The organism is Paenibacillus sp. P13VS (assembly GCF_015143645.1).
In the GTDB taxonomy this organism is placed as follows: domain Bacteria; phylum Bacillota; class Bacilli; order Paenibacillales; family Paenibacillaceae; genus Paenibacillus; species Paenibacillus xylanilyticus_A.
Genome location: NZ_WYEV01000003.1, coordinates 769,705 through 783,363, shown reverse-complemented (window position 1 = coordinate 783,363; position 13,659 = coordinate 769,705). Strand labels below are relative to the sequence as shown.

General features: G+C 49.4%; 7 protein-coding genes. All 7 read left to right on the top strand.

What is annotated here, in order from left to right:
* The first annotated feature begins 3 nt into the window (after positions 1-3).
* The 7 genes from GUA98_RS08400 to GUA98_RS08370 all read left to right on the top strand — a co-directional run bounded on the left by GUA98_RS08400 (position 4) and on the right by GUA98_RS08370 (position 13,651).
* Positions 4-1,623 (top strand): response regulator, encoded by a 1,620-nt coding sequence (locus GUA98_RS08400; protein ID WP_193722702.1) that lies wholly within the window; start codon positions 4-6, stop codon positions 1,621-1,623.
* Positions 1,623-3,446 (top strand): sensor histidine kinase, encoded by a 1,824-nt coding sequence (locus GUA98_RS08395; RefSeq protein ID WP_193722701.1) that lies wholly within the window; start codon positions 1,623-1,625, stop codon positions 3,444-3,446. Before GUA98_RS08400 ends, GUA98_RS08395 begins: the two co-directional genes overlap by 1 nt.
* A gap of 278 nt (positions 3,447-3,724) precedes the next feature.
* Positions 3,725-4,666: an ABC transporter permease gene (locus tag GUA98_RS08390; protein WP_095286627.1), complete on the top strand. Its 942-nt coding sequence runs from the start codon at positions 3,725-3,727 to the stop codon at positions 4,664-4,666.
* Positions 4,667-4,692: 26 nt separating this feature from the next.
* On the top strand, positions 4,693-5,613 hold the full coding sequence (locus tag GUA98_RS08385; protein ID WP_227779495.1) for a carbohydrate ABC transporter permease: 921 nt from the start codon (positions 4,693-4,695) through the stop codon (positions 5,611-5,613).
* Positions 5,614-5,695: 82 nt separating this feature from the next.
* Positions 5,696-7,444, top strand: a complete 1,749-nt coding sequence (locus GUA98_RS08380) for an extracellular solute-binding protein (RefSeq protein WP_227779494.1) — start codon at positions 5,696-5,698, stop codon at positions 7,442-7,444.
* Positions 7,445-7,548: 104 nt separating this feature from the next.
* The gene (locus tag GUA98_RS08375; RefSeq protein ID WP_227779493.1) at positions 7,549-10,590 is read left to right on the top strand and encodes a family 78 glycoside hydrolase catalytic domain; all 3,042 of its coding nucleotides are present in this window, start codon (positions 7,549-7,551) and stop codon (positions 10,588-10,590) included.
* 28 nt (positions 10,591-10,618) lie between these two features.
* The gene (locus GUA98_RS08370) at positions 10,619-13,651 is read left to right on the top strand and encodes a glycoside hydrolase family 2 protein (protein ID WP_193722700.1); all 3,033 of its coding nucleotides are present in this window, start codon (positions 10,619-10,621) and stop codon (positions 13,649-13,651) included.
* The last annotated feature ends 8 nt before the right edge of the window (positions 13,652-13,659 follow it).

Sequence of the window (13,659 nt, the reverse complement as noted above, 5' to 3'; positions counted from 1 at the left end):
TGCATGTATAAGGTAATGATTGTCGAGGATGAAATGCTGGTTCGCATCGGACTGAAAAATTCCGTCGAATGGAGCAAATTTGGGCTTGAGGTGTCCGCCGATTTTCCGGATGGCCAATCTGCATGGGACTATTATGAGCGCGAGAAACCCGATGTGGTCATTACCGATATCAGTATGCCGAGAATGGATGGCATGGAGCTGATCTCCAACATCCGCAAGCAGGACAAATATACGCGTGTCGTTGTGCTATCTTGTTTGGAAGAGTTCGAGCTTGCCCGCAAAGCACTGACACTGGACGTATCCAGTTATATTCTGAAGCTGACGATGACGGAAGAAGAGATTGAGCAAGTGTTGACCGGGGTCATTGAAGAGCTGGATCAGCAGCATAACTCAACGCATGTTCAAGCCAGAGCAGCTGCAGCATCCCCGGATATGGAGCTTGTGAAGGAAAAGATGTTTAAGGATTTTATGTTTTATCGTATTTTTTCATCCGAAGAATTCGCCAGTTTCATTACAGACAGCGGCCTTCGGCTCTCGCCTGTTCGCTTGGTCGTTTGCGTGATGGAAGTGGACCGGTATGTTTCGCTCAAGGAACGTTTCCGGGATGAGCATGGTCATCTGGTCAAGATGTCGCTGTTAAACATATTAAGCGAGATTATGTCCGGTTACAAACGAGGAGAAGCAGTTCAGATCAACGACCGGCACTACGCACTTGTACTGCATTTTGCTGATCTGCTGTCCGAACAAGCCATCGTGCAGGAAATTCGTCAACTGCTCGAACATATTCAGGATACCATTCGCCATTATTTTAACAGTACCGTTTCATTTGGGATCAGCAGTGTCAACGGAGGGTATGATTCCCTTCCCAGACAATACGCCGAAGCACAACGGGCATTGCAGCGCAAATTCATCACAGGCTCCGGACAGCAGCATCAAGGAACCGGGCGGGCTGACTATACTGGTGTGCTTGCCAGGCTTGAACAGATTCGAAATCACACATCCATTCGGGAATTGCTGCCGAAACTCAAAGAGAAAGAATATGATGAGTGGCTGGATGAGATCGAACGTGGCATGAACCAGGAGCGAAAATCCATGGAGATCACCATCTACCAGTTCGTGCAGTGGGTCAATACGCATGTATATGATCATAACAACGAAAAAACGCTGCTGCTCAGCATGACTGAGAATCTGGAGACCTGTGACACGATGCCAGATATGCTCGACCAGGTACTCGTATATATGGATACGTTGGTTGACTTGATTAGCAAACGCTTACAAATGAGCGATGAGATCACCCGGGCCATTGAGTACGTCAAGCGACATTACACGGAGAACATTAGTCTTCAAATGGTTGCAGATCATGTTGGATTAAGCCCGGGATACCTTAGTAACCTGTTCCGCCGAGAGCTGCAGATTACGTATATCGATTATGTAAACCGATACCGAATTGAACGGGCAAAGGAGCTGCTTACCCAAAGTCAGCTGCGTTCTTCCGATGTGCCGGCATTGGTCGGATTTTCGCCGGAGTACACGTATTTCAGTAAGGTTTTCAAAAAAATCACCGGTCTTAATCCGAATGAATATCGCAGACAAACGACGAACAAAGACAAGAGGGTGCCCTAATGAAGAAATCCCTCCAATCGCTTTTTGATTTCAGACAGCTGAGAACCCAGCTAATTCTCTATATTATGGTCATCAGCCTCGCCGTACTGGCTGGGGCTTCTTATTTTATTTATTCCTTTATGCAAAACATGATCAAGATTCAAAATGAACGCCTGCTCTACCAGCAGTTTCAGCAGCTTGACCATAATATCGGCGGACTGGTGAAGGAGATTGATCGGTTATCCATGCTTTTTCTGCGAGATGAACACATTCAGCGGTTTTTGTACAAAATTTCGGAGAAAACGGAAGAGGAATTCCTCGAATCCAAAAACGATGTGCAGCGTGTCATTGCGGATTTTATTGACAACTACAATTATATCGATTCCATCTATATTACGGCGAACAACCTGGGAGCGGTTGGAGGAAGCCAGAAGCGGACGCTCGTTTACGATCGGGATGCATGGCAGAAGAGTTTCTTCACCTCCGAACCCTTCCTTCAGACGCTTGAACAGTATCCTCAGCTGATTATCCATTCCGGGATCAAAAAATCATTCTACAACCCTTATCTCACCGGCAAAGATGACGGCTATCTAATCAGTCTGATGCGGGGAACTCGTGCAATCTATGATCCAACAACAAGTGCCACACTGATCATCAATATTGATGAACGCTATCTGTCATCCATCTACTCTACAGCGCTGAACAGCGAAGAAGGAGACATGTATATCGCGAACGCTGAGGGAACGGTTTTATCGGCCAGTGAGGCGGATCGGGTAGGTACGCAGAGTCACTTGAAACCCGGTGTGGAGCTGGCGGACGGAGCTTACGGAAGTTTGGATGACGAAAAAGGTGGACGCAGCATGCAGGTTGTATATTACAAACTCCATGACGGCGGCTGGTATCTCCTGAAGGAAATTCCGCTCAGCCAGTATGCCGATCAGATCCTGGGTGTTCAACGAATGCTGGTACTGGTATTCTCGATTAGCGTGCTCGCCATATTTATCGCCTCATACTTCTGGTTGCGCAAAATCATCAAACCACTGAACCAATTGTCCAGCAAAATGAAAGATATGAGTCGCGGTGAACTCGGGGTCACCGTGGATCATGTTCCGAATAATGAGCTGGGCACGGTTATCCGCCGCTTTAACGAGATGTCGCTCAGCATGGTTGAGCTGGTGGATAAAAACAATGAGATTCAAGAGAAGAAGAGGGAGCTTGAGCTGGAGGCATTGCAATATCAGATTAATCCCCATTTCTTGTATAACACGCTGAATATGATCCGCTGGATGGCTGTTATCGTGAAGGCTGACAACATTGTTAATACGATTGTGGCTCTCGGCAATATTCTGCGTCCTGTATTCTCCAGCAAAGATTCGATGTGTTCCCTGCGTGACGAGCTGTCGTATGTGGACAACTATTTGAAAATCATCAACATGCGATTCAACAATAACATTACGTTCACGATAGACGTGGATGAGCAGTGGATGGATTGTCAGGTTCCGCGCTTTATTCTGCAGCCGCTGCTGGAAAATTCCATTGCATCAGGCAGACAGAGTGATGACTTTGCCATCCAGATCAGGATCAGTGTCTCTGGCGACCATGAATGTCTGATGTTATGCATCACAGATTCCGGCATTGGCATGGATAGGGAGAGCATCAAAGCACTCAACGAAAAGCTGGCAAGCGGTGAATCACCCAAATCCACCGTTGGCGGAAGTGGAATCGGGCTCAATAACGTCAATAAACGGATTCGATTATATTATGGTCCGGACTTCGGCATTCACTTCGTTCCTGCTGAGCAGGGGGCCAAGGCGATCGTTACATTGCCGGTTCACCGACTGTAAAACAGGAGCTTATGTCTGGATATGATGGTACAGCAACATTCGAACACAAAATGATCGATGCTCTCGTGAGCTTGGCCGGAAGGCAGCCCATGAGGGCGTTTTTTTATAGTGTGGTGGTGGATTTGTTCAAGCAAAAGTCTTAAATTTTTCAAGTGAGCTGGTGAGGCAGCATTGTTTTTTTCAAGCAGATCAAGGGATTCTTCATTCAAGCGAAGAAAAGAAAGCGTTACCATATGAATAAGCACAAACGAAAGCAAACGCACAAAGGAGAAATTCATATGCAACGTACCGAGACCCTGAACAGCTCTGTGAAGCAAAGAGCTGGCAAGTTGAACCGCAAGGACGGCATACACCTCCTGCTACTAGCCACACCGTTCGTCCTGTTTACGCTGGCCTTCAGTTATGTCCCTTTATTCGGATGGATCTATGCATTCTTTGATTACAAACCAGGCATTCCGCTTCAACAAACTCCGTTTTTGGGACTGGAAAATTTCCGCAACATGTTCGATGATCCGCGGATGGGACCCGTACTGGCCAATACGCTGGCACTGAGCCTGTTGTCCATTGCAACAGCCCCCATACCGATGCTGCTTGCCATCCTGATTTCGGAGGTTCGTTCCGGCTGGTTCAAACGGCTGGTGCAGACCGTGTCCACACTTCCGAATTATATCAGCTGGATTATCGTATTCTCTCTAGCATTCAGCATGTTTAGCACCGAGGGGGCCGTCAATTCGATCATGTTAAAAACGGGTATCGGCAGCCCCCCAGTTGATATCCTGGGCAACTATGACCGTGTCTGGACGGTACAAACGTTGCTGCTGCTGTGGAAATCTGCAGGCTGGAGCGCCATTATCTATCTAGCCGCCATCGTTGGCATCGACAGCGAGCAGTATGATGCAGCGAAGGTGGATGGCGCGGGACGCATGCGCACCATTTGGCATATTACACTGCCGAGCATTATGCCGACCTTCATTGTGCTTTTGCTGCTCTCGGTCAGTAACCTGCTCTCTGCGGGATTCGAGCAATATCTCGTATTCAGCAATGTCATGATAGCAGACCGGATTGAAGTGCTTGACCTTTATGTATATCGGCTCGGCCTTGTGACCGGGGATTACTCGTACTCCACAGCAGTGGGCATTTTCAAAACCGTCATCAGTGTCCTGCTGCTCTTCAGTGTTAACATTCTATCCAAGAAAGTTCGCGGTCAAGGCATTGTCTGACACGCAGGGAAAGGAGACATACAGAGATGCGTACACAACCCGCAGGACAGATGCTTCGTCCGGTACGCCACACGGATTGGAAAGATCTGACGTTCACCCTGTTTAATTACATCATGCTGTCACTGCTTGTCATCATCACCATATATCCGTTTTATTATATCCTCATCTATTCCATCAGTGATCCCATTGAGGTTCAAAAAGGGGTATACCTCTGGCCAGCTGGCTTCTCTCTTGAAGCATACAGAGCGACAGTTCAGCTGCCAGGCATCCTTGACGCAGCCATTGTAAGTGTCTCACGTACGGTGCTGGGTACACTGATTACGGTCTTCAGCTGTTCATTCTTTGCCTACCTCATTACCAAGGAAGAGATGCCGTACCGCAAAATCATTTACCGTTTTGTTCTGATCACCATGTACTTCAATGCTGGCTTTATTCCGTGGTATCTGACCATGAAAACTTACGGCTTGCAAAACAATTTCTTGTTATACATTATCCCAAGTGCGATGTCTGGATTTAATATTATTTTGATCAAAACGTTCATTGAACAGCTGCCCGCATCACTGGAGGAATCGGCCAAGATCGACGGGGCAGGGTACTTCAGAATCTATCGCAGCATTATTTTTCCGCTGTCGATGCCTATCATAGCCACCATTGCGGTGTTCTCAGCCGTTGGTCAGTGGAATACCTGGTTCGACAACTTCTTTCTGGTGGAAAATCCGAAGCTGCAAACGCTGCAGCTCGTGCTGTACAATTTCTTGAATCAGTCGAGCAATCTGTCCAATATGACGACCGAAGAACTGACCCGTGGGGACGTTGTCCGATCACTGACACCACAGTCCATTCGCATGACGATTACGATGCTCGTCACGCTGCCCATCGTCCTGGTGTACCCGATGCTGCAGCGTTACTTCGTCAAAGGCATCATGATGGGTGCCGTGAAGGGTTGAGGTTTAAATGAATCTGCAATCAAAACCGGATTATCCGGCATCTGCCGATAATCATAGAAGAATAAACAGGAGGGGTTATGACATGAGAACTAAAAAATCGTTTCGCCGTGTAATGGCACTGTTTATCATGACGTCTATGCTGCTGGCAGCCTGTACAGGTGGCGGCTCGGGAACAGGCCAGACGGATACGGGGGGAGCGGGTTCATCAGACACCGGCTCGGACAAAGGACTCGTGACACTTCGGGTACTCATAATGGAAACTGGCTCCAAATGGAATACACAACAGAATAACGAGGTGGCACAGGCTATTGCGGAGAAGATCGGTGTCAAGATTGAATACGTTGAAGCAGACGAGAATAAATTCAATGTATTGCTGGCTGGCGGCGATCTGCCTGACCTGGTGCGTACGGATGTGAACAAATACCAGAAGCAGCTAATTGAGGGAGATCTCATCGTTCCACTTGACGAGTTGCTAGCCACATCAGGCAAAGATATTACGGCGAACATCGGAACAGTAGTTGAATACAGCAAACAGAACTGGAGTAACGGTACGGGCAAACTTTATTTTCTGCCTCCGCAAGTACAATCCAAACCAGGTACGTCCATCGCCCCCATAACGATTGGTCCTACGATACGTTGGGACTGGTATAAGGAAATCGGTGCACCGGAAATTGGTACTATGGATGACCTGCTGGACGTTGTAGCAAAAATTGTGGAGAAACACCCGCAGACCGAAGACGGGAAAAAAGTTTACGGCGTGTCCATGTGGCAGGATTGGGGGCTCTGGCCTTATACCATTCCACCCGTCATCTTCACTGAAAGTGCAAGCGCTACAAGCGACCTGACAGCATCCCAGGTTGGCGGCAGCGAGTTCATCAGCAATTTGACCGACGAGTCCTCCAATTTCTGGACAGCATTGAATTTCTATAACAAGGCTCAACGTAGAGGCTTGCTTGATCCGGACTCCCTTACGATGAAAAACAATGACTATATGGCGAAAGCCACTGCAGGACAGATCGTTGTTGGTCCAGCCACTTGGGCAATGGGTGATTTCAATGCACAGCATTCAAGCGAGGGCAAGGGATATCTGGTTGTACCTGCCGGTAAAATTGCATGGACGGGAGCAGTCAATCCGCTTGGATGGCAGGATAAAGCCTACAGCATTTCGAAAACGTCCAAAAATCCTGAAAAAGCGATGGAATTCCTGAATTATATTTACTCTTATGAGGGAGCACGAACCATGTATAACGGTGTGGAAGGCAAGCACTGGAAGACCGTGGACGGCAAACCGACACTTACAGACGAAACGCTCTCTCTCAAAGCAGCAGGCGGTGCACCGTATGAAGCCACCGGACTGTCGCTGGACCGCAACATCATTGGGCTCGGTGGCAACATGATCAATCCGAATGACAAGATGCCGGTCGACCTCTTTACTTCAGAGGAAGCGTTATCCAAAGCGGCCACACCGCTTGAAAAGGACTTTGCCGAATACTATGGCGCTTCTTACTCGGGAGAGGTGTTCAAACAGTTGATTGATGAAGGCAAATTGAACACGTTTACCACCTGGATGAACGGCATGTCGGACGAAGAGATTGTGCAGCGCAATACCGTTCCAGGCGTAACCTTGGATGACAAACTGAAGAAACAGGAGTCAGAGCTCAAAGAGTTGGCAGCACGCGAGGCCGCCAAAATCATTCTTTCCAAGGATGATCAGGCATTCGAAGCGAACAAACAAGCTGCACTTGCGGCATTCAAAAAAGCTGGCGCAGATGAGTTTTCTGCCTGGTACAACACTGAAGTTCAGCGGCTTCGTCAAGCTCATGGGCTGTAATAAGACTTGGCTGTAAAAGTAAGCGGCAGAGTGGGGAGCTAGAGCTGTGAAGTTTTAGCTCCTTTTTCTTTTGAACATTCGGATTGACAGGAGTTGATGCAGATATGAATCACATTTTATCAACTGGCGGGAGTGACATGCCAGCAGCACGGAAAGTCACCGCTGAAGAGGCATTTACATGGCGAGCTTCATGGATCTGGGGAGAAGGCGAGGATTGGCCGCGTAACGAATGGCGTTGTTTTCGGCGGGAATTCGAATTGCAGGAATGGGAGTATGGAAGCGCTGAGGTAATCATTACGGCTGATGCTAGATATGTCTTATATGTCAACGGTGTGCTGTGTGGCAGAGGACCTAATCGCTCCTGGCCTTTTGAACTGAACTACCATGTGCATGAAGTTGGCCATCTGCTTCGGACAGGGCGTAATGTTCTCGCAGTTCTGGTAATCAGCTATGGCGTGGCTACGTTCACATATCTGCCGGGGAGGGGAGGACTTCTCGCCCAACTGGAATCGGTACACCGTGCCTCGGACGGTATTCTGTCGCGAAGAGAGTTTATCCTGGGTTCGGATGAATCCTGGCAGACGGCACTTCATGCCGGTTATGAACGGCGGTCAGCACGCATGTCCTGTCAGCTTGGCTTTGCTGAACAAGTGGATGCATCCCGCTGGGACGAAGGCTGGGTTGGAGCAGAAGCGTTCTCTTATCCTGAGGATGATGGCTGGACTGCTGCACGGATCATTGGCACACCAGGCATTGCGCCTTGGGAGAACTTGATTCCGAGTGACATACCCGAACTGACTGAGCAAGAAGTATGGCCTGTTCGAGTGGAATCAGTCAAAGAAGTGTCTCTCGTATCCTGGACGCATGTGCTGGATGTGCGAGAAGCGATGGATCCGGGGAGCAGGATGCATGCGAATCCCGTATCCTTTGCCGGATATGCTGCAGCAGTTATTCGGGCAAGTGGCGAAGCTGAAGCTGTTATTGGATTTTTCAGCGCTTTTCATGCGCTGCATGGCATAACGCTCAACGGTACACATTATCCAGCGACAGCGATGAGCGGGGAACATCCACGTAGAATTCAGCGTGTTACGCTGCAGCCAGGAGACAATCTGCTGCTGGTCGAGCTGGCTGGACCGGATCATGGCGGCGGGCTGCACTTTGGAATCGACTGCGACGTTCCTTTTACAGTTGTACCGCCTCTTGATGAATTACAAGCGAGCAAAACACCCTTTGCCTTGATAGGTCCATTTGCGACTCTCGTGCATATCGACCATCAGCCGGATCATGATCCCATCCGGGCATATCAGGGATTTGGCGGTAATCAACCTTTGGATGGAAATGCCTTTCCGGATGCAGAAGTGTACCTACGATGCCGAAATTTGACCTCCGTCTCTGAACTTGCTCCATACCGGGCCTGGATAAAGCCGTTTCCCGAGAGACTCAGCTCGGATGCTTCAATCTTTACGTCCAGCATCTGGAAGAGTCAGGAGCAAGCACGTCCCGTTCCTGCGGATTTGCAGCAAGTATGCTTCGCCAATCGACAGCCTGCCATCGTACCGACAAGCACTGCCGGGAGAAGCACCGAGCTGATTCTGGACTTTGGCCGTGAATGGTCCGGTTACCTTCGATTCGAAGTGGATGCTTCGGAAGGCACCATTATTGATGCATATGGTTTTGAGTATATGGAGGGTATGTGGCGTCAGGATACCTTTGGCGTTGATAATACGCTGCGTTACGTTTGCCGTGACGGAAGACAAAGCTATGAATCACCAGTAAGGAGAGGGCTGCGGTATCTGATGCTTACCATACACGGGAATACGAGACCCGTGCGGCTGTTTGGTGTTACCTTTGCGCAGAGCAATTATCCAGTGGCCGAGATTGGTCGATTCCATTGTTCCGATTCTCTTTTGAATGACATCTGGGAGATCAGCAAGCATACCACCCGGCTGTGCATGGAGGATACTTTTGTGGATTGCCCCACTTATGAACAGGTTTTCTGGGTTGGCGACAGCCGCAATGAAGCGCTTGTCAACTATTATGTGTTCGGTGCAACCGATATCGTACGACATTGTCTGCAGCTCGTTCCTGGATCAAGCCGCCAAACGCCGCTCTATGTGAATCAGGTGCCCAGCGGCTGGAGCAGTGTGATTCCGAACTGGACCTTTTTCTGGGTCACCGCTTGCCTCGAATATGCCCGCTATACCGGGAGCAGGGAATTTGCAGCGACGATCTGGCCCAAAGTGAAGTTCACGCTGGATCATTATTTGCAGCATATCGATGCCAAAGGACTCTTTACCATTAAAGCCTGGAATCTGCTGGACTGGGCACCAATGGAGCAGCCCAACGACGGGACGGTCACGCATCAAAATACAATATTTGCGCGCACGCTGGCAGATGCAGCCCAATTGTCCGAAATGGCAGGATGTACAGAAGAGAGTCTATTTTATTTTTCCGCATCCGAAAGTTTAACCCGTGCGATAAATAGCCATTTGTGGAGTGAAGAGCATCAGGCTTATGTGGACTGCATCCATGCGAATGGTGCTTGTTCAAGCATCTTTAGCATGCAGACCCAGGTGATGGCACTGGTTACCGGAATAGCAGCAGGAGAACGCAGGGAAAAGCTTATTTCGTATTTAACCTTGCCGCCTGAGAATTTTGTGGCTATCGGAAGTCCGTTTATGACGTTCTTCTATTATGAAGCTCTCGTGATGAGCGGTGAGACGGATTATATGCTGCAGGACATGAGGAAGCAATTCGGCGAAATGGTGAAACACGAAGCAACCACCTGCTGGGAAATGTACCCGGGATTTACCGAGAATCGGGCGAATCCCAAAGATTTGACACGCAGTCATTGTCACGCCTGGTCGGCAGCACCGGGGTACTTTTTGGGGGCATCCGTACTCGGGGTTCGTCCCATTGCAGATGGTTGGACACGAATTCGTGTTGCTCCGCAGCCTGGTGATTTGCAATGGGCGAAAGGGGCCGTGCCGCTTCCCGGTGATGGAAGAGTTGATGTTGCCTGGCAGATTCGTGAAGAAGAAGGAGAGCTTGTATTTCAACTGGAGGTATGTGCACCGAAGGAAATTACGATTGTGATGGAGGCTCCTGAAGGATTTCGGCCAGTGCTTATACACCAAACATTATGAATTCGTTTAAGAGCGGAGGTTCAGGTTCATGAAGCATATCTCATATTATCATCCCGATACAGACAAGCGGTATCTGGATGAAGTTCAAGACGAAGCCTACTCCCGATCCTCGCTGCATGGAGACGCATGGGTGGAGATGGAGAGCCGTATGCCTGTCCATTACATAACGAATGAAGGACAGAATTCACTAGACATTCGGCATGGTGGTTCAGATAACCAATCCTTGACCAAGGATACATTGCTGTTGTCCGGCGTTTGGCGAATGAAGGGAGGCGAACCTGCCGATGCTGGAGATCCGGCGCCTGCAACCGGTTGGTTTGGACGAAAAGCCCGGGCAAGCGAAGGCATGCAGGAACGGTGGTACGAACCCGATCACAATCGAGAGGATTGGCTTGTGGTTAGCGTACCCACAACGGTGCAGAGAGCTCTGATGGATCTGGGGCAGATGGACGATCCCCACTGGAACACCAACACCATCGATGAACTGGAACAGCATGGCACACCGGAAGAAACCCCAGTCTGGTTCCGCAGGACACGTGTAGAATGCAAGGAATGGTGGTTCGCTGTAACGTTCGAGCTGCCGGATGAGTGGCAAGGAAGAAGGCTTACCCTGGAGTTCGATGGCATTGACTATTCGGGCACGGTCTTTATCAATGGTTCATCACTGGGGCACCATCAAGGAATGTTCGGTGGCCCGGTTCACGACATCACAGAACTGGTTCAATGGAATGAATCCAATGTGCTTGTTGTCCGAATCGATCCTGCACCTCAAAGCTGGAATGGTCTGATGAAGCCAAGTCCAGGTTTTGGCTGGCATTATGGGCACCTCATCTCACTCGGCATCTGGAAGGATGTGAGGATTGTAGCTCAGCCGGATATTGCTTTGCTGGATCCTTATATAGCAACACAGTCATACACCTCCGATCAAGCTCTGCTTCAATTGGAATTTACAGTAGAGAGCCATCTTACCGATCGGTCCTCATTAGCTATCGAGGGATTGATTCGGCTGAAACAATCGGAGAGGGGTATGAACTCTTTTGACTCAAATACTGACTCAAATACCATTGGGGACAGGGAAAAGGATGCACACTTTACCTTTTCTATTGAGGTGCCGTATGGTCGGAGCAAATTCAGCACCGTGATTAGGCTGGCCAATCCGGAAGTGTGGTGGCCTTCAGGTTACGGCGAACAGCCGCTGTATGAGCTCGTGCTGCAAGGCACCTCTACAACTGAATTTCCACAGGACATGGAATCTGACACTGAATCTGCCTCTGCGACCAGTTCAGTACCCGATTTCATTAAGGTGGGCGAAGTCCGCACGTCGTTTGGCATCCGAACGGTTGAGATGCGTCCCATGCCGGGTACAACGCCGGAAACCGAATACCGCTGGCAATTTGTTATCAATGGAGAACCCATGTTTATTAAAGGCGCCAATTGGTGCTGGCCTGATGTCATGCTGACACAGCATGAAGGACAGTATGAACGGCTTCTGGAGCTGGCTCGCCGCGGAAATGTGCAAATGCTCCGGGCTTGGGGCGGAGGACTGGTGGAAAGTGATGAATTTTACAAGTTGTGTGACGAAAAAGGCATTATGGTCTATCAGGAATTTCCGCTCTGCTGGGGTCCACCCGATTCTCCCCTGACGGACCTCGGTGTCCTTGATCGTCAGACTGTACTTTCGGTAAAAAGACTGAGAAATCATCCTTCGTTGGTCATGTGGGGCGGAGGTAACGAAAATGGCAAGCATGGCGGTGCAGATGAAGGTCTCTTTTTGGTCGGAAAAAGATGTCGTGAGTTTGATCCATCCCGTCCATTCCATCGAACCGATCCATGGGGTGGCAGCGCACATAACTGGAACGTCTACCATGGCGGGGAACCGTTGGATGAGGCAATTCTGGCGATGCCTTCGAAATTCTATGGCGAATTTGGCATTCCAAGCCAGACGAACGTTTCAAGCTGTCTCCGCTATATGCCAGAGGAAGCACTCGAGTTGTTTCCCCCAACCGAAGAAAGCAGGGGCTGGAAGTCACATTTTCACCAGTTCGGTTTGAAGGATGTTATTAAAGTCATGCGATATGCAGCCTACGGACCGATCCGAAACTGGCAGGATTACATCACGTATTCCCAAACAGCTCAAGGCGATGCCATTCGTTGGACTGCTGATATACAGCGAGCGGGAACAGGGAGAGATAAGAGTGGTTTCTGGTATTACAAATTCTCGGATTGTTTTCCAGGACATTCGTGGGCAGTGGTCGATTATTACGGCACAGCCAAGTTGTCTTATTATCGCGCCAAGCAAGCTTCACGGCCGCAAAATGCCTTTATCACCAGCCCCAAGCTGAATACCTGGGAGCCAGGTGAACGATTCCACGCAGAATTGCATGTGGTGAACGATTCACGTGAATCTCTTAACAATGCGTACGTTCAAGTCTTGATGTATAACAGCCAATTAACCGAGGTGATGACTTGGGAGTACCCTGCGTTGAATGTGAAGCCAGGGCTGGCGGCCTGCATCGATCAGCTGGCAGTAAACTTGCCGGAAAAAGAAGCGATTCAGCCGTTCCTGATAGCCATCATGCTCTATGCGAGCAGCGGAGCTCTCATCTCCGATCAGTGGTATTGGTTTAATGCCCAGCCGAAGACAGCAGAGCTGCTGGCGTTCGAGAGAGAACATCAGCATGAAGCAAACGAGTATCCGGGGGATCGAGCCAAGCAGGCGTTTTCATTATACGCTGATCTCCCTGCTGCACCGCTTCGGGAGCTTCCCTCTACCATGCTTGAATGGTCTATCGAGCGACAAGATAACGGCGGTATTATGACCATTCGCAATACCGGGAGTGTGCCTGCAATTCGGGTCATCATTCACCATTTTCCTGATGATTGGAGCTGTTATCTGGAGGATAACGATTTTGGAATACAGCCAGGGGAAGAGAGATGTATTCCATTTGAAGCAGGATCCGAAGTTCTGCTATCCGGAATGACTGTAAGCGCCTGGAACGCTCCCGAGGTGCAGGGGAGTTGTTCAGAAGTGAGCCTTATCCATGGCAAACATGTGGATTGAATGACAGG